This is a genomic window from Cryobacterium flavum (assembly GCF_900103805.1).
In the GTDB taxonomy this organism is placed as follows: Bacteria; Actinomycetota; Actinomycetes; order Actinomycetales; family Microbacteriaceae; genus Cryobacterium; species Cryobacterium flavum.
Genome location: NZ_FNIB01000002.1, coordinates 214,471 through 233,422, shown reverse-complemented (window position 1 = coordinate 233,422; position 18,952 = coordinate 214,471). Strand labels below are relative to the sequence as shown.

The 18,952-nt window shown below is 62.4% G+C and carries 18 protein-coding genes; 13 read left to right on the top strand and 5 right to left on the bottom strand.

The genetic code is table 11. The features are described 5' to 3' along the window. Positions 1 to 157: 157 nt before the first annotated feature. The 4 genes from BLS91_RS03350 to BLS91_RS03335 all read left to right on the top strand — a co-directional run bounded on the left by BLS91_RS03350 (position 158) and on the right by BLS91_RS03335 (position 4,194). Complete coding sequence (locus BLS91_RS03350) at positions 158 to 1,411, top strand: extracellular solute-binding protein (RefSeq protein ID WP_092339206.1); 1,254 nt, start codon at positions 158 to 160, stop codon at positions 1,409 to 1,411. Positions 1,412 to 1,475: 64 nt separating this feature from the next. Beyond that, positions 1,476 to 2,444, top strand: a complete 969-nt coding sequence (locus BLS91_RS03345; protein WP_092339204.1) for a carbohydrate ABC transporter permease — start codon at positions 1,476 to 1,478, stop codon at positions 2,442 to 2,444. Between the two features lie 2 nt (positions 2,445 to 2,446). Further along, complete coding sequence (locus tag BLS91_RS03340) at positions 2,447 to 3,337, top strand: carbohydrate ABC transporter permease (protein ID WP_198412720.1); 891 nt, start codon at positions 2,447 to 2,449, stop codon at positions 3,335 to 3,337. Positions 3,338 to 3,360: 23 nt separating this feature from the next. Further along, positions 3,361 to 4,194, top strand: coding sequence for a class II fructose-bisphosphate aldolase (locus BLS91_RS03335; RefSeq protein WP_092339202.1), 834 nt, complete (start codon positions 3,361 to 3,363; stop codon positions 4,192 to 4,194). Between the two features lies 1 nt (position 4,195). Here BLS91_RS03335 and BLS91_RS03330 read toward each other — a convergent pair whose 3' ends face one another. Genes BLS91_RS03330 through BLS91_RS03315 form a run of 4 tightly spaced genes read right to left on the bottom strand, consistent with a single transcriptional unit; the run spans position 4,196 to position 8,608 of the window. Continuing rightward, positions 4,196 to 5,032 carry a carbohydrate ABC transporter permease gene (locus BLS91_RS03330; RefSeq protein ID WP_092339200.1) on the bottom strand — a complete coding sequence of 279 codons (837 nt, stop codon included), beginning with the start codon at positions 5,030 to 5,032 and terminating at the stop codon, positions 4,196 to 4,198. Then, the gene (locus tag BLS91_RS03325; protein WP_092339198.1) at positions 5,029 to 6,009 is read right to left on the bottom strand and encodes a carbohydrate ABC transporter permease; all 981 of its coding nucleotides are present in this window, start codon (positions 6,007 to 6,009) and stop codon (positions 5,029 to 5,031) included. The genes BLS91_RS03330 and BLS91_RS03325 overlap by 4 nt, the downstream gene beginning before the upstream one ends. 11 nt (positions 6,010 to 6,020) lie before the next feature. Then, complete coding sequence (locus BLS91_RS03320) at positions 6,021 to 7,325, bottom strand: ABC transporter substrate-binding protein (RefSeq protein ID WP_233197356.1); 1,305 nt, start codon at positions 7,323 to 7,325, stop codon at positions 6,021 to 6,023. A 47-nt stretch (positions 7,326 to 7,372) separates the two neighbouring features. Beyond that, positions 7,373 to 8,608, bottom strand: coding sequence for an aminotransferase class V-fold PLP-dependent enzyme (locus tag BLS91_RS03315; RefSeq protein WP_092339196.1), 1,236 nt, complete (start codon positions 8,606 to 8,608; stop codon positions 7,373 to 7,375). Between the two features lie 228 nt (positions 8,609 to 8,836). Here BLS91_RS03315 and BLS91_RS03310 point away from each other — a divergent pair, with 228 nt between their 5' ends. The 9 genes from BLS91_RS03310 (at position 8,837) to BLS91_RS03270 (ending at position 18,370) form a co-directional block, all read left to right on the top strand. Continuing rightward, the gene (locus BLS91_RS03310) at positions 8,837 to 9,526 is read left to right on the top strand and encodes a FadR/GntR family transcriptional regulator (protein WP_092339194.1); all 690 of its coding nucleotides are present in this window, start codon (positions 8,837 to 8,839) and stop codon (positions 9,524 to 9,526) included. A gap of 172 nt (positions 9,527 to 9,698) precedes the next feature. Continuing rightward, on the top strand, positions 9,699 to 11,000 hold the full coding sequence (locus BLS91_RS03305; protein WP_092339192.1) for an ROK family transcriptional regulator: 1,302 nt from the start codon (positions 9,699 to 9,701) through the stop codon (positions 10,998 to 11,000). A gap of 29 nt (positions 11,001 to 11,029) precedes the next feature. After that, positions 11,030 to 12,307 (top strand): ABC transporter substrate-binding protein, encoded by a 1,278-nt coding sequence (locus BLS91_RS03300; RefSeq protein WP_092339190.1) that lies wholly within the window; start codon positions 11,030 to 11,032, stop codon positions 12,305 to 12,307. Further along, positions 12,304 to 13,266 carry a carbohydrate ABC transporter permease gene (locus tag BLS91_RS03295; RefSeq protein ID WP_092339188.1) on the top strand — a complete coding sequence of 321 codons (963 nt, stop codon included), beginning with the start codon at positions 12,304 to 12,306 and terminating at the stop codon, positions 13,264 to 13,266. The genes BLS91_RS03300 and BLS91_RS03295 overlap by 4 nt, the downstream gene beginning before the upstream one ends. Beyond that, positions 13,259 to 14,101 (top strand): carbohydrate ABC transporter permease, encoded by an 843-nt coding sequence (locus BLS91_RS03290; protein ID WP_092339186.1) that lies wholly within the window; start codon positions 13,259 to 13,261, stop codon positions 14,099 to 14,101. The genes BLS91_RS03295 and BLS91_RS03290 overlap by 8 nt, the downstream gene beginning before the upstream one ends. 13 nt (positions 14,102 to 14,114) lie before the next feature. Continuing rightward, positions 14,115 to 15,104 (top strand): Gfo/Idh/MocA family protein, encoded by a 990-nt coding sequence (locus BLS91_RS03285; RefSeq protein WP_092339184.1) that lies wholly within the window; start codon positions 14,115 to 14,117, stop codon positions 15,102 to 15,104. Further along, on the top strand, positions 15,101 to 16,222 hold the full coding sequence (locus BLS91_RS03280) for a Gfo/Idh/MocA family protein (protein WP_092339182.1): 1,122 nt from the start codon (positions 15,101 to 15,103) through the stop codon (positions 16,220 to 16,222). The genes BLS91_RS03285 and BLS91_RS03280 overlap by 4 nt, the downstream gene beginning before the upstream one ends. Positions 16,223 to 16,334: 112 nt before the next feature. Then, positions 16,335 to 16,955, top strand: a complete 621-nt coding sequence (locus BLS91_RS03275; protein ID WP_092339180.1) for an acyltransferase family protein — start codon at positions 16,335 to 16,337, stop codon at positions 16,953 to 16,955. Between the two features lie 65 nt (positions 16,956 to 17,020). Next, positions 17,021 to 18,370, top strand: coding sequence for an SGNH hydrolase domain-containing protein (locus BLS91_RS03270; protein ID WP_092339178.1), 1,350 nt, complete (start codon positions 17,021 to 17,023; stop codon positions 18,368 to 18,370). Here the strand turns inward: BLS91_RS03270 and BLS91_RS03265 are convergent. Next, the gene (locus BLS91_RS03265; protein ID WP_092339176.1) at positions 18,315 to 18,938 is read right to left on the bottom strand and encodes a flavin reductase family protein; all 624 of its coding nucleotides are present in this window, start codon (positions 18,936 to 18,938) and stop codon (positions 18,315 to 18,317) included. The two genes, BLS91_RS03270 and BLS91_RS03265, sit on opposite strands and share 56 nt — an antisense overlap. Positions 18,939 to 18,952: the final 14 nt, after the last annotated feature.

Below are 18,952 nucleotides of genomic sequence, written 5' to 3'. Positions count from 1 at the left end.
CAACTACTCTAAGTGTTTTTTAACGTCACGTAACGATCTGATATCAACAGTTGTGCCGACACGACCCGAGCGCCAAACTAGTCAAAACCTGAATGGATGTGACTGTTCAGGTGCTTTTACAGTCAACAAGCATCATCAGACGATAAGGAAATCAGACATGAAGAAGTCTCTGCGATTGGGTGGCATCGTCGTGACAGCGACGCTGGCCACGATGTCACTAGCCTCCTGTGGTTTTGGTGGCGGCAACGCATCGGGCGGGTCCGGTGGATCGGGCACGACCGTGAACCTGTTGGTCCCCAGCTACTCGGACAACACGCAGGCACTGTGGGAAGGCGTCATCTCCGACTTCGAAGTCGCCAACAGCGATATCACGGTAAACCTCGAGGTGCAGTCCTGGGACAACCTGACCGATGTCATCACGACCAAGGTTCAGGGAAACGCAGCGCCCGACATCATGAACGGCGGCCCGTTTGCGGGTTTTGCCGCGGATGACCTGCTGTACCCAATCGACGAAGTGGTGTCGGCCGACACCCTCGCTGATTTCCAGTCCTCGTTTGTTGAGAACGCTTCCGTCGACGGCGTCCAATTCGGCGCGCCCCTGCTCGCCTCGGCCCGTGCGCTTTTCGTCAACGAAGACCTGTTGGCACAGGCCGGCGTGACCGCAGTCCCGACGACATGGAGTGAGCTGCTGGATGCGGCCACGAAGATTTCCGCCATCGGCGGGGGAGTAGCCGGGTACGGACTGCCGCTCGGGTCCGAAGAGGCACAGGCGGAATCGGCGGTCTGGTTCTACGGTGCCGGTGGCGGTTTCGGTGATGCCAGTGCGATCACGATCGACACCCCCGAAAACCTCGAGGCTGCCAAGTTCATTCAGACGATGGTCGACGCCGGCGCGACGCAGGCGGATGCGGGAGCTACTGACCGCAGCCCTCTCATGGACGTCTTCGTCCAGGGCAAGATCGGTATGATCATCGGGCTTCCGCCGACGGTCGGTCAGATCGCTGAGGGCAATGCTGCACTCAACTACTCCGTGAACCCCATCCCCACGGTTGACGGCAAGGCCTTCACCCTCGGGGTCGCCGATCACCTCATGGCATTCAAGAATGACGGATCCAAGCAGGAAGCCATCACGAAGTTCCTGGACTTCTTCTACGCTGCTGACCAGTACGTACCGTGGGTGACCGCCGAGAACTTCCTCCCGACCACCCAGTCCGGTTCCGACGCGATGGGCGACACTCCGGCCTTGGCGCCGTTCATCGAGGCGCTGCCCGGTGCTCAGTTCTACCCGAGCACGAACCCCAACTGGTCGGCGACGGATGCCGCGTTCAAGAGCTTGATCGGGCAGTTGGCCCAAGGCAAGGATGCGCAGACCGTTCTCACCGAAATCCAGGCCAAGTCAGACGAAGGCTAGCGGCCTTCGCGCCGTGCGCGACCTCGCTCCAAGTTGATCACAAGGAATATCGGTGGATTAGGAAATGACTCAAACAATTCATGAACCACCGACCCAGACGGGGACGGCCACCGGCCGTCCCCGTTCGGGGCCTGCGCGTCAGCGTGCAGCAGCGGGTACCCGCCTGTCCGATCTGATCTCCGCTTTGCCGTGGATCGGGCCGGCACTCGTCCTGATCTTCGGCGTCGTACTCTTCCCTGCCGTCGTCATGTTCTACAACTCCACCAGGGACATCAGCCTGAGCGGTCTCGACAAGGGTCCCGTCGGGTTTGCCAACTATGCAACGCTCCTTGAATTCACCCCGCTCGGCGGAATCATGCTGCGCACCCTGATCTGGGTCGTTGCCGTCGTGGCTCTCACCGTTCTCATCTCGCTGGTCCTGGCCCAGTTTCTCAACAAGTCATTTCCCGGGCGCCAGATCGTGCGCCTCGCCGTCATCATCCCCTGGGCAGCGAGCGTGGTGATGACCACGCTCGTGGTCTACTACGGGCTCGAAGGGTACATCGGCATCATCAACAAGTTTCTCGTCGACATCCAACTGATCGACGGACCATACGGCTGGACCAAGAACCCGGTCAGTGCCTTCAGCTGGTCGATCGGCATTGCAGTTTTCGTCTCCCTCCCTTTCACGACCTACACGATTCTCGCCGGTCTGCAATCGGTACCCGGCGATATTCTCGAGGCCGCCAAAATGGACGGTGCCGGTCGCATCCGCACCTATTTCGGGATAGTCCTTCCACAACTGCGCGGTGCATTATCCGTAGCTGTCTTGATCAACATCATTAACGTCTTCAATTCGCTGCCGATCCTCAAAATCATGACCGGGTCGATTCCCGGCTACGACGCTGACACGGTCATGACGATGATTTTCAAGTACATCCAGAATGAGCACAAGATCGACGTGGCCAGCGCGCTGAGCGTCGTTGCCTTCCTGATCGTGATCGTGATCGTGGCGATCTACGTCAAGGTCGTCAAGCCTATGAAAGAGGTCTGATTATGACCGCCCTGCTTACGTCGGCGCCGCGCGCTGCCCGCAAACCTCGATACACGGCTGATCAGGTTCCGCTTTCGACAGTGATCTGGCGCATGGTTGCCGGCGCCGTGGTGCTGCTCATTTTCGTGATTCCCTACCTGATCATGTTCTTCGGGTCAGTCAAGACAAAGAGCGAGATTCGTTCGGTTGAGCCCACCTATTTCCCCACGGAATGGCACTGGGAGAACTACCTCACCATGTGGTTCACACCCGAGACCCCGCTGGTGCAGAACCTCATCTCGACGATTGTCATCTCCGTTTTCGCAACTCTTCTGGTACTTCTCGTTGCACTACCGGCCGCTTATTACACGGCCAGGGCGCGCTTTCCCGGACGCCTGGTCTTCATGTTCCTGGTGATTGTGACCCAGATGCTGCAGCCGGCCGTTCTCACCTCCGGCCTCTTTCGTCAGTTCGGGTTCCTGGGCATTTCCGATACCTGGCTCGCCATGATCTTGATCAACGCGGCGTTCAATCTGTCCTTTGCTGTGTGGATCATGCATAGCTTTTTTGCTGGAATCCCGAAGGAAGTAGACGAAGCCGCGCAATTGGATGGAGCGGGTCGCCTCACGGTGTTGTTCAAGATCAACCTCCCCCTCGTCTGGCCGGGCATCGTCACCGCAATCGTGTTCACCTTCGTGGCCTGCTGGAACGAATTCGCCGCAAGCCTGGTCATCCTCTCGACGGCGGGCAACCAGCCCATGGCCGTTGCCCTGACCAAGTTCGTGGGGCAGTACGAAACCAGCTGGCACTACGTCTTCGGTGTTTCCATCGTCGCCATCGTGCCGGTCGTGGTGCTCTTCATGCTCATTGAAAAACGCCTCATCGGTGGTCTCACCGCTGGCAGCGTCAAGTAACCAATCAAGTTCTCGGAGACCGAATGACGTTAGTCCTCACCCGAAGCCTCATGGATTCGGCCTATCAGCGCGGGGTTGCTATTGGGGCGTTCAACGTGCTCCATCTCGAGACGGCCGAGGCGCTCGTCGCAGCAGCCGAGCAGGCCGAACTTCCGGTCATACTTCAAATCTCAGAAAACTGCGCCCAGTATCACGGCGGACTCGAACCGATCGCTCTATCCACCCTGGCGGTGGCGCGAGCGTCAGCCGTCGAGGTCGCAGTGCATCTCGACCACGCCCAGAATGAAGAACTCGTCTACGAGGCGATCGAACTCGGCTTTGGGTCCGTGATGTACGACGGAGCGCATCTGGGATTTGATGAAAACGTCGCGATCACGGCGCGAATCACCCAGTACGCGCAGTCTCGCGGCGTGTATGTGGAGGCTGAACTGGGTGCGGTTGGCGGCAAAGATGGCGCCCATACACCGGGCGTGCGAACGGACCCGGGTGAAGCAGCCGCGTTTGTGCGCAGCACCGGTGTCGACGCACTGGCAGTAGCAGTCGGTTCATCGCACGCCATGACGGAACGCGTGGCAGCAGTCGACTACAGCTTGATCGCGCGACTGCGGGCCGCTCTCGACGTGCCCTTGGTCCTGCACGGGTCATCCGGCATTGCCGATGAGAACATCGTGAAGGCGATTCGAGCCGGCATGACCAAGATCAACGTCTCGACGCAGCTGAACAAACACTTCACCGAGGCGATTCGCGGTTATCTCGCAGCGAATGCCGCGGTTGTTGACAGCCGCAGGTACGGGGCAGCCGGACGTGCCGCCGTTGTACAGGAAGCAGCCCGCCTGGTGCGACTTTTCGCCGCGTAGGTTATCCCTTGACCGCCCCAGCAGTCAGCCCCTGCACGATGTATCGGCTGGCGAAGGCGAACAAGACCATGGTCGGAATGATCGTCAAAACCGCTGCCGCTGACATCGAGCCCCAGTCGATGTTGAAGCTTGAGATGAACCCATTCAGGGCAGTCGGAATCGTCTTGTTTTGGTCACGGTTCATCAGCGTGACCGAGAGAAACAACTCGTTCCAGCAGTTTACGAAATTGAAGATGAACGCGGCGACGATCCCGGGCTTCATAACGGGAACGATGACTCTGAAGAGTGCGCCCAGCCGGGAGCATCCGTCGATCATTGCCGCTTCTTCCAACGCATCCGGCACGTTGGCGAAGAACCCGCGCAGCATCACCGTGCAAAACGGTATGCAAATCGCGATGTAGACGAGCACGAGTCCGAACTTATTGTCGACCAACCCCAGCTGCGACATCATCAGGTAAAGCGGGCCCAGGGCGATGAACGCCGGGATCATCTGGGTGACCAGAAACGCCATCATCAGCGCGCCCTTGCTGCGAAATTCGAACCGGGCAAGGACATATGCCGAGAGCAAAGAAATGAGCGTCGCGACGGTGGCGGCCACCGCAGCGATCACGAGGCTGTTGGCAAGATAGGTGCCGAACTGCGCCTTGCTAAAGAGGTTCACGTAGTTCTCGAGCGAGAAGACTTCTGGCCAGTAGGTCAGCGGAAAGCTGAAGATCGCCCCGGGGCCTTTGAACGACGTGATCGTGATCCAGTAGAGCGGAAAGATCGTGATTGCGAGCCAGATCGCGAGAAAAACGATGCGAATGGTGCGGGCCAGCCGGGTTTCCCTGTCGATCATGTGGTGACCGCTTTCTTCTCGCGAATCGCAAGGAGGTAGAAGATGGAGAAGATAAGCAGGATCCCCACGACAATGAGTCCCAGAGCGGATGCCTGCCCGTAGTCGCCGCGTTGGGTCGTCGCAATCATCCAGGTCGTGATGATGTGGGTCTGATTCGCTGGACCGCCGCCGGTCATGCCGAAGATGATGTCGGGAAAATTGAAGATCCAAATCACACGCAGCAGAACCGTCAGCGCGAGCGTGGTGCGAATGTAGGGAATGGTGATCCGAAAGAGAGTTCGCGTTTTTCCTGCACCGTCGAGGGCTGCGGCCTCGAAGAGCTCCTCCGGAACGGATTGAAGAGCGGCAAGGATCATGATCGTGAAGAATGTAACGCCGTACCAGACGTTCGCGATGATGATGGCGACCATGGCCGTCGTTGGGTCAGCGAGCCACGGTATCGCTTGATCGGTGAGGCCGACTTTCGACAGTAGGTCATTGATCACGCCGAATTCACTGTTGAACATCCACCGAAACAAGATGCCGATCAGAAAACCGGAGATCGCCCACGGGAAAAAGATCAGGGCTTGGTAAAGTCCTCGAAAGGCAAATTTACGTCGGAGCCAAAGCGCGAGAGCAAAACCAATCACGAACTGCGGCACGAGAGAAGCCACGACCCAGACAGCTGTATTTCTCAGCACGGTGTAGAAGACCGGATCGGTCAGAATCGCCGCGAAGTTTTTGAATCCCACCCAGGAGGTGTCGGTGAGATTGCTCAGGTTCCAATTGCGGAACGCCATCTGGCTGCCCGCGATCATCGGGTAATACACAAAGATGATCACGAATATCAGGGCGGGGGAGAGAAACGCCAGAATAGTCAGGCTTTTGCGAACGGTGAAAGTGCGCCGTTGCGAACGTCGTGTTCCCGGGTCCGGCCGTCGTGGAGCGCTCGGCGAAGTCGCCGCGCGCTCCAGTGTTTCGGTACGTGGAGACGTCATGGAAGTTCCGCCTAGGCGTTCTTCCACTTTTCGACCCAGTAGGCATCCCAGCTGGCGAGAAGTTCCTTCTGAGTCATCTGGCCGATGAGCACCTGCTGTAGTTCAGAGTCGGACTTCTGGATCCAGTCGGTCCACCATGAAGAATCGCGCGGCTGGACGGCAGTGATGTAGGTATCGGGATTCTCGTTCATGGTTACGTAGCTGGCCCACGCGCCGGTCTTGTAGAAGTCGCTGTCTGCGGCGTCTTTCAGAATGGAAACGAGGCTGTTCTTCTGCGTGAAAGTGGTCGACGCATCGCCTTCCGACAGGAAGGAGATCAACTTGGCCGACTCGGCCTTGTGCTCGCTGGACTCTGCAGTGCCCCAGCCGGCGGTGGCCATGGGCTGAATCGCCTTACCCGTCGGTCCGGTCGGCATCGGGGCCGTTGTCCACTGATCGACGCTGATCGACTGCGCTTGTTCGAGGGTCGCGATTACTTCCGGATCCTGTAAGAGGAATCCCGTGGAACCGTTGGCGAACCCCTCCACCATTTCTGGGTACCCCCAGGCGACCGACGAGGGTGGCGACGCATTCTCGAAGAGAGCGAAGTAGGTCTCAAGGGCGTCAGCAGCTTCTGGCGCGGCAAAGATCGTGCTGCCGTCGGTGAGCTTAAAAGCATTGTCCTGGTCGATCTGGTCCGCTACGTAAGCCTCGATCGCCAGTACAACGTTAGTATTGCCGTTCTTGCCGCCGCGAAAAGCGTAGCCGAACTGACTCTTCGACTCGTCCTGCAAGGCCGTGGCCTGCGTGAGAAGTTCGTCCCAGCTGGTGGGTGGTGCCGAGAAGCCGGCCTCCTTGATGAGGTCGGTTCGGTAGAACAGGCTCGCACCATAAAAACCGTAGGGAATGTAATAGGACTTGCCGTCCGCGTTGGTCGCGTACTTGGCAGCGTTCACGGTCAGGTCGTCCCAGCCGTCCCAGCCGGCAAGTTCATCGGACATGTCGTACAGCCAGCCGTTGGTGGAAAACGGTCCAACCGTGATGTCGCGCACCTCAAGAACGTCGACCCCGGTACCAGACTGAAGCATCTGCTGAATCTTCTGGTCGGCCTGCTCGGTGGGAGGGGAGATCAATTCCACGGTAATTCCGGGGTTCTTCGCTTCGAAATCTGAGATCAGACCCTTGAGTACGTCGGTTCGGGCCGGGTTGGTCAGGCTTTCAACCATCTGCAGGTTGACGGTGCCATCCGCAGCATCCGAGGCGGCAGAGCACCCCGAAAGCGCCAGGGCCGTAGCGAGCCCCAGGCCGGTCCATGCACACGTTTTCTTGTGAATCACAGCATTCCTCTTTTCATTGAGATCGGACGATTCTTGAGGTCAACGCCCTATGACGATGGTGTAGCAGAAGGGACCTGGGCCCATTCGGTGAGTGCGGCAACGCAGTGCTCAACGAAATAGTCAAAGTCGGCAGCAGTGTTGTAGACATGCACCGACAAACGGAAGTAGCCGATCCCGCCGAAGCTCGTAAAGGCACCTTCGACGCCCAGTTCACGTAAGACTCGATCGCGGAGCGCGTCCGCTTCGTCGTGGGTCGTGGCGATCCCGTCGGGCAGACGAACGAGTCTGAGCGCGTTGACCGGCATGCCGACATCTACGTGATGGTCTTCGCCGGTAATCGCACCAAAAGCAGCGGTGATGGTCTCTTCGGCGTAGTCCGCAAGATCCGACATGTAGGTGCGCACGGCATCCCATCCCCAAGTTCGCCCGATGAAATCCAGGGCCGTCGTCGTGGCGAGGTAGCTCGTGAGGTCTAAGGTACCTTGGGTGTCGAAGCGGTCGGGGAAGGGCTCGGTAGCGCCCCAGGAATCAATGAGTGGATATAGCTCAGCCGCCAGTGGCCCCCGGGCGACCAGAACGGATGTGCCGCGCGGGGCGCAGCCAAATTTATGAAGATTCCCGATCCAGAAGTCACAATCCAGCTTATTGAGCGGGTCCTCGTACAGCCCTGGCACGTGCGCTCCGTCGACGAGGAGCGGGATTCCACGACGGCGCGCCTCGCGGGCGACGGATTGTACCGGCAAGAATCGGGCGGTGGGAGAAGAAATATGGTCGACAATAATCAGCCCGGTGGCAGCGCTGAGCTCGGCCACAATGGCCTCATAAGCCTCGGCTGCGGTGGCATCCAGCGGAATATGCGCCGTACGTACCGTGCCGTTCCAGCGGCGGGCCAACCGCTCGGCACCCATGGTGACAGCTCCGTACCCGTGGTCGGTGACGACGATCTCCAGTCCGATCTTCGCCGGAAGGCTGGAGAAGACCACGCTTGCTCCGGCACTCGCATTGGGCACGAGGGCGGTGTCGTTTTCGCTTACGCCGAGAAACTTGGCAACTTCGCGGCGGGTGCTTTTCACCATGGCCGGCAGCGCTGGAAACCACGCTACCGGGTTGGCATCCATCTGCGCGCGGAGTTGATTTTGATGTTCCTGGGCGACGACGGGCACAGCACCAAACGACCCGTGGTTGATGTGGATGGTTCGTGGATCGAGAGACCAGGCGGCCCGGGCTGGACGGCCGTCCGAAAGTGTCAATCCACGCGGTGGCGCGACTGGAGAGGTCAGCATGTGCTTCCTATTTCAATGTTCGTGGCTCGCAAACTATGACAAGACGTGTGATGACTCTCTGGATCACCCCACTTTCATGGCTGTTTTCAGGACTCTATCGGGATTGTTCCAAAAAGTCATCAGATGAGTTGAGATAAAGTGTTGTCGGGTGAGGAACGTGTCAGCTCGCCTCCCGCTTAGAATTAGGTGGGGTTATCGGTAGTGGCGATTGGACGAAAGGATCCACGCATGTCGGCAGTAGACATCGCGTTCCACGGATTGCGTCACATGATCGCGTCCGGACGTCTCGGCGCTGGAGAGAAGTTTCCATCGGAGACCGCTCTCTTGAGTGAACTCGGCGTATCGCGCGGGTCTCTTCGTGAAGCAGTGCGCATGCTGTCGGCCCTGGGCGTGATCGAGTCACGGCATGGGTCGGGAACATACGTTTCTCAGTTGCGTCCCGAGGAAATCATGGGGAGTTTGGCGCTGACCGTCGACCTTCTGCCGCTGTCTGGACTCTTGGACATGTACGAATTGCGAGGTGTCCTCGAGTCGCATACTGCGGCCCAGGCGGCTGCTCGAATAAGTCCGGAGCAAACCGCGGAGCTTTTCGACTTGGTCGAGGCCATGGAGGCCGCCGCCGACCCCGAAATTGCCCCCGAGCTTGATGCTCAATTTCACGCGTTGATTGATCGGATCAGTGGCAACCCCACACTGACCGTTCTGCTGGGCGTCTTTCGCGCCCGTTCGCGCGCCTATCAACTGTTCGCGCTGCCGGAAGGCGCGGAAATCCGGCGCGTCAGCGACCATGGCCATCGGACCATCTTCAACGCAATCGTCTTGCATGATCCTGCTGCGGCATCTGCCGCCGCGGCGTCCCACGTGGCCCAAACGGTCGAGTGGCTGCGCTTTTATCAGCCGGCCGTGCGCACTCCGTAGCGGGTCGCCCTCACTCCGCATTCGGCCGTTGCTGAGTGGAATATTGCAGCGCGACGCAGCCAGCAACGGTGCCCGAGTCGTTGACAACACCGCGCCAACGTGTCTACTCTGAACTCAGACGTAATTATGCAAACGACTTGCATAATTCGCCCTACGAGGTGAGGGGACCGCCATGGCACTGCATGAACGTGAAATGCTGGCCTTTCGCCGGCGCAATTCCGCCGCCTGCATCGGCGCCCTGCGCGACCACGGCGTGCTCACGGTCAGCGAACTGGCCAGCCTCACCGGACTCTCCCGCCCCACCGTCGAGTCGATCGTCGCCGAATTCGAAACCAACGGCCTGGTCACACACGAGCAGCAGACCACCACCGCAGCCAAGGGCCGTCCCGCCCGCCGCGTCGCGTTCAACGCCTCCGCCGGCTACGTCGCCGGCCTCGACCTCGGCCTGCACCGGGTTACCGTGCTGGTCAGCGACCTCGCCGGCACCATCGTCGCCACCGCCCTGCACGACATCACGACCGACATCACCGGCTCCGAACTCCTCGCCCTCGCCGCCGCGACCCTGAAACGCGCACTCGCAGAACTCGACGCCAGCCGGCTCACCGCCGTCACGGTGTGCATTTCGGGCATAGTGGATGCCTCCGGCCGCGTTCTGCAGAGCAACGTACTGCCCGAATGGAGCGGCCTCGACCTCGCTGCGAGCCTCAGTGAACAGCTCGGCTGCCAGGTGTCCGTCGAAAACGATGTCAATATGGCCGCCCTCGGCGAACTGCACGCCGGCGCGGCACAAAACGCCGACGATGTCGTCTTCATCATGGTCGGCCACCGCGTGAGCGCCGCCATCATCCTCGGCGGAGCGTTGCACCGCGGCCGCAACTTTGCCGCCGGCGAGGTCGGCGACCTCGAATCCACCGGCTGGGGCTACCAGGACGTGCACGAGACCAGCGTGCTCGGCGCGTTCCTCGGCCAAAGCCCCGAAGACGTCTTCGCGGCAGCACAGGTCGGCGACCCCGACGCCCTCGAGCTGGTCACCCGGTTCGCGCGCCGCATCATCCGCGGTATCGCGGTCGTCGGGCTGACCGTCGACCCCGACCTCATCGTGATCGGCGGCGGGCTGTCCGCCGGGCCGGTGTTGCTCGGCGCGCTGCAGACTGAACTGGCCCTGCTGGTCACCCGCAGCACGCAGCCGCCGCTCGTCTCCTCGGCGCTCGGCCGCACCGGCGTCGCCCTCGGTGGCCTCGTGCGCGCCCTCGAAGTCGTCTCGGAGCGGCTCTACGGCGCGAAAGACATCGCCGTGCCGCGCTTCAGCCTGCCCGCCATCCCTGTCACAGAAGCGGATGCCGAAGCCGCCCGGCCCGAATCAGCCCGGCCCGACCCGACCACCTTCGGCGCCCGCCTCGCAACCCACGCGGCCAGCGCGAACGGCAGCAGCTCGAACGCCAACACCGGCACCGCCACCCACCCACATTCCTGACCATCCATTAAACACGGCAGGGGAACCCAATGAGAAAAATCACCAGACTGGCGCCGCTCGCGCTGGTCGCCGCGCTCGCGCTGACCTCGTGTTCGGCACCCGCAGCATCCGATGAAGCCGTCACCGCAGACTCGGCAGCATCGATCAGCTACGCCATCTGGGACGAAAACCAGATTCCGGCGCTCGAGGCGAACATTGCCGCGTTCAACAAGATTTACCCGAAGATCGAGGTGAAGATCGACATCACCCCGTGGGCGCAGTACTTCACCAAGCTGCAGACCCAGGCGTCCGGCGACACCCTGCCCGACGTGTTCTGGATGAACGGCCCCAACTTTCAGCTCTACGCCGCCAACGACCAGCTCGAACCGATGACCGACCTCATCGACGACGGCGATGTCGACCCGGCCAACTACGTCGAGGTGCTCAACGACCTCTATTCCTTCGACGGTGTGCAGTACGGCATGCCCAAGGACTTCGACACGGTCGCACTCTGGTATAACAAGGCGATTCTCTCCGAGGCCGGCGTCGCAATTCCCGACGAAACCTGGACCTGGGACGACTTCGCTACGGCCGCCAAAACCGTCAGTGACACCCTCGCCGACCAGGGCGTCTACGGCGTCGCGACCGGCCTGACCGGCGGCCAGGAGGGCTACTACAACACGATTCTGCAGGCGGGCGGCAGTATCCTCTCTGAAGACGGCACGTCCAGCGGCTACGACGACCCGAACACGATTCGCGGCCTGCAGTTCTGGGCTGATCTCATTGCCGACGGTTCCAGCCCAAACCTGCAGCAACTCTCCGACACTCCTCACAACGCGTGGTTCACCAGCAGCAAGACCGCGTTCTTCTGGTCCGGCACCTGGAGCGTCGCCGAACTCGCGTCGGCAAGCAACACCCTCGACCTGAACGTGGCCCCGCTGCCTCAGGACGAGAAGCAGGCCACTGTCATCCACGGCCTCGCCAACGTGGTCTCGGCGGGCAGCGAGCACAAGTCGGCCGCACAGGCTTTTCAGGCTTACCTCGGCAGCGAAGAAGCGCAGACCCTGCAGGCCGAAATGGGAGCGGCCAACCCCGCCTTCATCGGCGCCGGCCAAGCCTTCCTCGACTCGGTCGAGCACTTCGACCTCGAGGTGTTCATCGACGAAGCCGACAACTATGCCTACCCATTCCCCATCTCGAAGGACACCGCGGCTTGGACCACGATTGAAAACGAGCTGCTGCCGCAGGCCTTCTCCGGCACTCGCACCGTTGAAGATGTCGCTGACGAGCTCGCCACTCGAATGAACGAAGCGCTGGCCAAGGAATGACCCTGCGCACCGGGAGCGCGGTCGGCGAGAGCCGTGATCCCGCCGACCTCCCGGTGCCCGTAGCAACAACACCGCAAAAGAAGCCAAAGAGCTTCGACGGCTACTGGCCGTGGTTGTTCGTGCTGCCGACCCTGCTCGGTGTGCTCGGCTTCTACATTTGGCCGATCATTCAGACCGGCTACCTGAGCTTCACCGAAACCGGTCCGTTCGGCGGCGAAGAATTCGTCGGCATCGACAACTACCAAACCATGCTGGCCGACGGAAACGTGGCCCAGGCCCTGATCAACACCCTGATCTACACGGTCATCGTGCTGGCCGGCATTCCGATCGCGCTGCTCATGGCCAACTTGGTCAACCAGCCCGGCCTGCGCTTCGCGTCGTTCTATCGCGTGCTGTTCTTCATGCCCTACATCGCGATGCCCACTGCGGTCGCCCTGGTCTGGCGCATGATTTATAACGGTGATTTCGGCATCCTGAACTGGATGCTCTCGCTCGTCGATATCGATGGCCCGTACTGGACCTCGACCCCCGGCTTCGCGATCGTCTCGGTCGGCGTTGTCGGAATGTGGGCGTCGCTCGGGTTCGGGATCATCATTCTCGGTGCTGCCCTGAAAAACATCTCACCGGAGTATTACGAGGCGGCGCAGCTCGACGGCGCCACCAAGTGGAAGCAGTTCACCTCGATAACCGTGCCGCTCGTGACGCCGAGCCTGTTCTTCGTCACGATCATCTCGGTGATCAACGGGTTTCAGCTGTTCGACCTGCTCTACGCCATCATGGGCCAGTACAACCCGGCCCTGGTGCAGAGCCAGTCGCTGGTCTACATCTTCTACAACCAGGCTTTCATTCAAAACGACAAGGGCTATGCCGCGGCGATCGGCATGGTCATTCTCGTAACGATCGGCATCGTCACCTTCTTCCAGTTTCGGATGCAGAAAAAGTGGGTGAACTATGTCTAAACAGTCCCTCTCCCCGGCCCAGCAGGGCGCGAACAGCGTGCGCACCCACCTGGTGCTCGGCATCATCGGCTTCATTATGGTGTTCCCGTTCATCTGGCAGCTCGTCATCTCGCTCTCCACCAACGACCAGGTGATGAGCGTGCCGCCCACCTTCTGGCCGGGCGACCTGCAGTGGGGCAACTTCGTCGACGTCTTCACCAAGCTGCCGTTCTTCGACCAGTTCGGCGTCTCGGTCGGCATCACCGTCATCCGCGTGATCGGCCAGGTCGTGCTGTGCTCGATGGCCGGCTACGCGTTCGCCCGTATGCGGTTTCGCGGCCGTGGAATCTTTCTCGGCGTCATCCTCTCGATTCTCATGGTGCCGCCGCAGGTGTACCTCATTCCGCAGTTCCAGATCATCCAGAACCTCGGCCTGCTCAACACCATAATCGGCATCGCCCTGCCCGGCATCTTCAGCGCCTTTGGCGTGTTCCTGATGCGGCAGATCTTTCTCGGCCTGCCGATCGAACTCGAAGAAGCCGCCCGGCTCGACGGCGCCAACCCGGTCCAAATCTTCTACAAGATCATGCTTCCGCTAGCCACCCCGGGCATCAGCGCCCTGGTCATCATCACGACCCTATGGTCGTGGAACGACCTGCTCTGGCCACTCGTGGTCACGACCTACGCCGAGAAAATGCCGCTCTCGGCCGGCCTGGCGACGCTCGCCGGCAGTATCACGACCGATTACCCGGTCATGATGGCCGCGAGCGTACTCGCGATGGCGCCCGTGCTCATCCTCTTTATTGTTCTGCAGCGTCGCGTCGTCGAAGGCCTCGCCTTCAGCGGCTCGAAGTAGCACCACCCCTTATATGTCTGGACTTCTCGTGAACATTGGCCTCATCGGTGCCGGCGGCATCACCCACGTGCACATTCCGGCCTGGCTCGCCCTCGGCGCGCGGGTCACCGTGTTCTCGCTCGAGGGCGGTGCCGAGGTCGCCGCGCAGTACGGCATCACCGCGGTCGGCTCACTCGATGAGCTGCTCGACGCGTGCGACGTGGTCGACATATGCACTCCCACTCCAACGCACTATCGCCTCGCCGAACGCGCCCTCCGCGCCGGCAAACACGTCATCTGCGAAAAGCCCATAGCGCTCCACCCAGCGGATGCCGCCGCTCTCGCCGAGCTCGCCGCCTTCGTCGGCAAGCAGCTGCACCCGGCCCACGTTGTGCGCTACTTTCCCGAGTACGCCCTGGCCCGAGGCGCCGTCGCCGCCGGAACGATCGGCGAGCCGGCCATTTTGCGGTTCAGTCGCATCGGCGAGTTTCCCACCTGGGCGAGCTGGTTCGCCGATGAGGAACAGTCCGGCGGAATCGTGCTGGACCAGATGATCCACGACCTCGACATTGCCCGCTGGATCGCCGGCGAGGTCACCGAGGTGTACGCCGTGAAGTCCGTGGGCGACGGATGCGAGACCGCCCAGGTCGTGCTCACTCACGAAAGCGGCGCGCTCAGCTACGTCACCGGAGTCTGGGGCGCGCCCGGCACCACCTTCGCCACGTCCTTCTCGATCGCCGGCTCGACCGGGGTGCTGAAGCACGATTCCCGAGCGGATGCCTCGCTCCGCTTCGACCTCGGCGCGCCCGTCGCCGGCACGCAGTCTATGCGCCCGGACACGTCGCTGGGCGAAAGCCCGTACCTGAGCGAACTGCGGGAGTTCGCCGCCGCGACCCTGGGGGGACCTGCCCCGCGGGTCAGCCTCGCCGACGCCACCCGCGCGGTCGAACTAGCCGCCGCCGCGAACGCGTCGATCGCGTCCGGGCGAAGCGAGTCCGTCGTGCGTGAGACGGTGGCGGCATGAGAGCCGTCGCGAATGCCCGACCGAACGCGTCCGTGCAACCGACCTCCTCGTTGTCCGGGCAAGCCGCGTCGAGCGCGGTCGCGCCGCAGCATCCGCTGTCTGAGCGCCCCCTGCGCGTAGCCCTGATGTCGTTCGCCCACGTGCACGCCGCTGGCTATGCGGCACTGCTACAGTCGATGCCGAACGTCGAGTTGCGCGCCTCCGACCCCGACGGCGGCAACGAGCCGGCCGAACGGCGTGGCCGGGGCCTCGCCGACGACCTCGGCGTCAGCTACGTCGACAGCTACGCCGAACTGCTCGTCTGGCAACCCGACGCCGTCATCGTGACGAGCGAAAACGCCCGGCACCGTCCGTTGGTCGAAGCCGCAGCCCTGGCCGGCGCGGCCGTGCTGTGCGAGAAGCCGTTGGCCACGACCCTGGCGGATGCCCTCGCCATGCAGGCCGCCTGCGACGCGGCCGGCGTCACGCTGATGACCGCTTACCCGGTGCGGTTCTCGCCCGCCTTCGCCCGGCTGCGCGAACTCGTTCAGGCCGGTGGGCTGGGCGCGCTGCTCGCGGCGACCGGCACGAACAACGGTCAGATTCCGGTCGGGGACCGGGCTTGGTTCACCGACCCGGCACTCTCTGGCGGCGGTGCAATGGTCGACCATATCGTGCACGTTGCTGACCTGCTCGATGCCCTGACCGGGCTGACAGCCCAGTTCGTGCGGGCAGTGTCGAACCGCATTCTGCACGCCGACAAGCCCGAGGTTCGCGCCGAAACCGGGGGACTAGTCACGATCAGCTATGCCGGCGGCTTCGTCGCCACGATCGACTGCTCCTGGAGCCAGCCCGACAACGCGCCGACCTGGGGCGGACTGACCCTTCAGGTGGTCGGCACGCGGGGGATCGCGGACATCGATCCGTTTGCGCAGCACGTGGGCGGCGTCGGGGCCGATGAGGCCGTGTTTCTCGGCTACGGCAAGAACACCGACGAACTGCTCCTGAACGAGTTTGTGCACGCGGTGCGTGCCGGGCGGGCGGGGCAGCCCGACGGGGCCGCGGGCATCCGCTCGCTGAAAATCGTGCTTGCCGCGCAGGAGTCGGCGCGCACCGGCGAGGTTGTGTCAATCAGGTAAAACTCGGCCGACAGGTTTGCCCCGATAGCTGAGCTTGCGTCATAATCGCAAGGCGTGCCCGACAGTCGGGCCGAACAGGTACCAGTTCCGAAACCCGAGTCGGAGGCTATACATGTCCGTTCAGTCCACCTTGGAGCGCCACGAGCGCGCACCCGACCCGGCCGGGCCCACCGGCGGCAAGTCCGCCACGCGCACCTTTCGTGGCGACATCGAGGGCCTGCGCGCGGTCGCCGTGATCGTCGTCATCTTCGATCACCTGCTCGGCTGGCCCTCCGGCGGATTCATCGGTGTCGACATTTTCTTCGTCATCTCCGGTTTTCTCATCACGAGCCTGCTGCTCAAGGAGCATGCCCGCACCGGCCGCATCTCCCTCGTCGGCTTCTACCGCCGCCGCATCCGCCGCATCCTGCCGGTCTCGCTCCTCGTACTCGTCGTCACCGTGGCCATCGGCTACCTGCTGCTGCCCGGCGCCCGCGCCTTCAGCACCCTGTGGGACGGCGTCTACTCGGCCCTGTTCGTGGCCAACTGGCACTTCGCCGCCGTCGGTACCGACTACCTGCAGGCCACCAACGCCGTCTCCCCGTTGCAGCATTACTGGTCGCTCGCGGTCGAGGAACAGTTCTACTTCGTCTGGCCGTTCTTGCTCATCGTGATCTTCGCCCGCGACGGGCAGCAGCCCTGGTTATCGCCGCCGGAATCGGACAGCCCGAACAGCGCCTGCTGTTTCTGCTGACCCACCCGGTCAGCCGCTATGTCGGAAAAATCTCCTACTCCCTCTATCTGTGGCACTTTCCGGTCGTGATTCTGCTCGCCACCGTCTTCGCCACCGACTCACCGGTCTACCTGCCACTCACCGTCGTACTCATGGTGGCCCTCTCGGTGTTCTCCTTTCACTTCGTCGAGGACCCCATCCGCCACTCGCTCTGGCTCGAAACTGCCCAAACCCGAAAGCGAGAACGGATGCTCCGCCCCGCCACCACACGCCACTTCGGCATCACCCCAGCCCAAGCCTGGATCGGTGCCCTGGTCGTCGTGACCCTCGTCATCGTCTCGGTGTCGTTTATCGCTCTGAGGGGCGGAACGTCCTCCACCCCCCCCAGGCCGACCCGGCCCCGGTCGGCGCGGACGTTGGTCCCGAAACGCCCGACGCACCGGCTACCCTCTTGGCCACGCGGCAGTCCGACATCGCCGCAGCACTGGCGTCGACCGCCTGGCCGGCGACCACCCCCCGCTTTCGGCGCCCTCGGCGACAGCTCCGGCGCCCCGGAATGGGTCGACGACAACTGCCTATCGGTCAGCGAGAAGAACGCCGCGGGGTGCGTCTACGGCGACCCTGCGGCCACCAAAACCGCAGTTCTGCTCGGGGACTCCATGGCCATCAGCTACATGCCCGCCATCCGCGCCGCCCTCGAACCGCTCGGCTACAACGTGCAGTCGCTGACCATGTTCTCCTGCCCGGCCGTCAACATCTCGGTGGCGCCCAAGAACGCCTCCGACGCCTCGGCCGCCACCTGCGACGACCACCACTCCTGGGTCTACAACGAGGTCGCGCGGCTCTCGCCCGATCTCGTGATCATGTCGAGCCTGGCCGGATCCATCGTGCGCCTGGCCAGCGGCAACGAGGGAGTCGCAGCCCTCACGGAGTGGCAGACCGCGACCGCTGACACGATCACGGCCGTGCAGGGGTCGACCGACCACGTCGCTGTGCTCTCCCCGCCGCCGGCCAGCACGCCGTTCGCCGAGTGCAAGACCCTCACGAGCGCCCCCGCCGACTGCACCTACAGCCCCTCGAGCCTCTACCAGAAGGTGGTCGCGACCGAGCAGGGAGCCTCGAAAAGTTCGGCGACTTCGCCCAGTACGTCAACGTCGTGCCGTGGCTCTGTGTCGACAACACCTGCCCGGCGTTCTTCGACGGCCAGCACTTCGTGCGCGAGGCGAGCAACCAGCTCGGCCCGCTGCTGGCGGAGGCCCTGTTCCCGCCGGCCGCCTAGTTGCCGCGGGGGGCGGCATCCGCTCGATCGGCCATTCGTGTGTGGGGGCGCTCATAAGCTGGTCGAATGCTGCACGCGCCAGCGCGAGATTCGGCAGGCCCTCAGCGCTCGCGCGGCCGAAACTCGCGCGGCCAGTCGCTCGCCCGAATGCGCTTGACCTCTTTGACCTCGCCGATGGTTCCCCACTCGTCCAGGCCGAGCCGGGACAGCGGTCGCAGCTTCTCAATGAGCGGATGCTCCCCGTCCAACACCGCAGACGACACCACCACGTGCGTCACCTCGCCGAAAACGAGAGTGCAATCACCCATCGACAGCGTGGAATGCAGACGGCACTCGATCGCCGCGGGGGACTCGGCAACCCGCATGGCGGCCACGGTCGCACTCGGCTCGCGGGTGAGCCCGGCGCGATCGAATTCGCTCTCCTCCGGCCCAAAATCGGTGCCGGTGGCGTTGACTTCCGCAAACAGCGACTCCGGCGTGAAGTTCACCACGAAATCCCCGGTCGCGAGGATATTGCGCACGGTGTCCTTTACCCCCACCGAGGTGAACTGCACGATGGGCGGCGAAACGGATGCCACGGTGAAGAACGAATGCGGCGCCAGGTTGTCGACACCCTCCGCCGACCGGCTCGATACCCAGGCGATCGGCCGCGGCACCACGAGCGAGTTGAGCAGGCGGTAGAAGTCGCGGCGGGGCAGGGTCTCTGGGTCGAAGTCAGTACGCATCCGCTCAGGCTAAC

Excerpts from the sequence above, each read along its gene's own strand:
- BLS91_RS03310 (WP_092339194.1), top strand. The coding sequence starts at position 8,837 with ATGTCGGCAGTAGACATCGCGTTCCACGGATTGCGTCACATGATCGCG.
- BLS91_RS03345 (WP_092339204.1), top strand. The coding sequence starts at position 1,476 with ATGACTCAAACAATTCATGAACCACCGACCCAGACGGGGACGGCCACC.
- BLS91_RS03305 (WP_092339192.1), top strand. The coding sequence starts at position 9,699 with ATGGCACTGCATGAACGTGAAATGCTGGCCTTTCGCCGGCGCAATTCC.
- BLS91_RS03335 (WP_092339202.1), top strand. The coding sequence starts at position 3,361 with ATGACGTTAGTCCTCACCCGAAGCCTCATGGATTCGGCCTATCAGCGC.
- BLS91_RS03340 (WP_198412720.1), top strand. The coding sequence starts at position 2,447 with ATGACCGCCCTGCTTACGTCGGCGCCGCGCGCTGCCCGCAAACCTCGA.
- BLS91_RS03315 (WP_092339196.1), bottom strand. The coding sequence starts at position 8,608 with ATGCTGACCTCTCCAGTCGCGCCACCGCGTGGATTGACACTTTCGGAC.
- BLS91_RS03295 (WP_092339188.1), top strand. The coding sequence starts at position 12,304 with ATGACCCTGCGCACCGGGAGCGCGGTCGGCGAGAGCCGTGATCCCGCC.
- BLS91_RS03280 (WP_092339182.1), top strand. The coding sequence starts at position 15,101 with ATGAGAGCCGTCGCGAATGCCCGACCGAACGCGTCCGTGCAACCGACC.
- BLS91_RS03285 (WP_092339184.1), top strand. The coding sequence starts at position 14,115 with ATGTCTGGACTTCTCGTGAACATTGGCCTCATCGGTGCCGGCGGCATC.
- BLS91_RS03330 (WP_092339200.1), bottom strand. The coding sequence starts at position 5,032 with ATGATCGACAGGGAAACCCGGCTGGCCCGCACCATTCGCATCGTTTTT.
- BLS91_RS03325 (WP_092339198.1), bottom strand. The coding sequence starts at position 6,009 with ATGACGTCTCCACGTACCGAAACACTGGAGCGCGCGGCGACTTCGCCG.
- BLS91_RS03265 (WP_092339176.1), bottom strand. The coding sequence starts at position 18,938 with ATGCGTACTGACTTCGACCCAGAGACCCTGCCCCGCCGCGACTTCTAC.
- BLS91_RS03350 (WP_092339206.1), top strand. The coding sequence starts at position 158 with ATGAAGAAGTCTCTGCGATTGGGTGGCATCGTCGTGACAGCGACGCTG.
- BLS91_RS03290 (WP_092339186.1), top strand. The coding sequence starts at position 13,259 with ATGTCTAAACAGTCCCTCTCCCCGGCCCAGCAGGGCGCGAACAGCGTG.
- BLS91_RS03275 (WP_092339180.1), top strand. The coding sequence starts at position 16,335 with ATGTCCGTTCAGTCCACCTTGGAGCGCCACGAGCGCGCACCCGACCCG.
- BLS91_RS03300 (WP_092339190.1), top strand. The coding sequence starts at position 11,030 with ATGAGAAAAATCACCAGACTGGCGCCGCTCGCGCTGGTCGCCGCGCTC.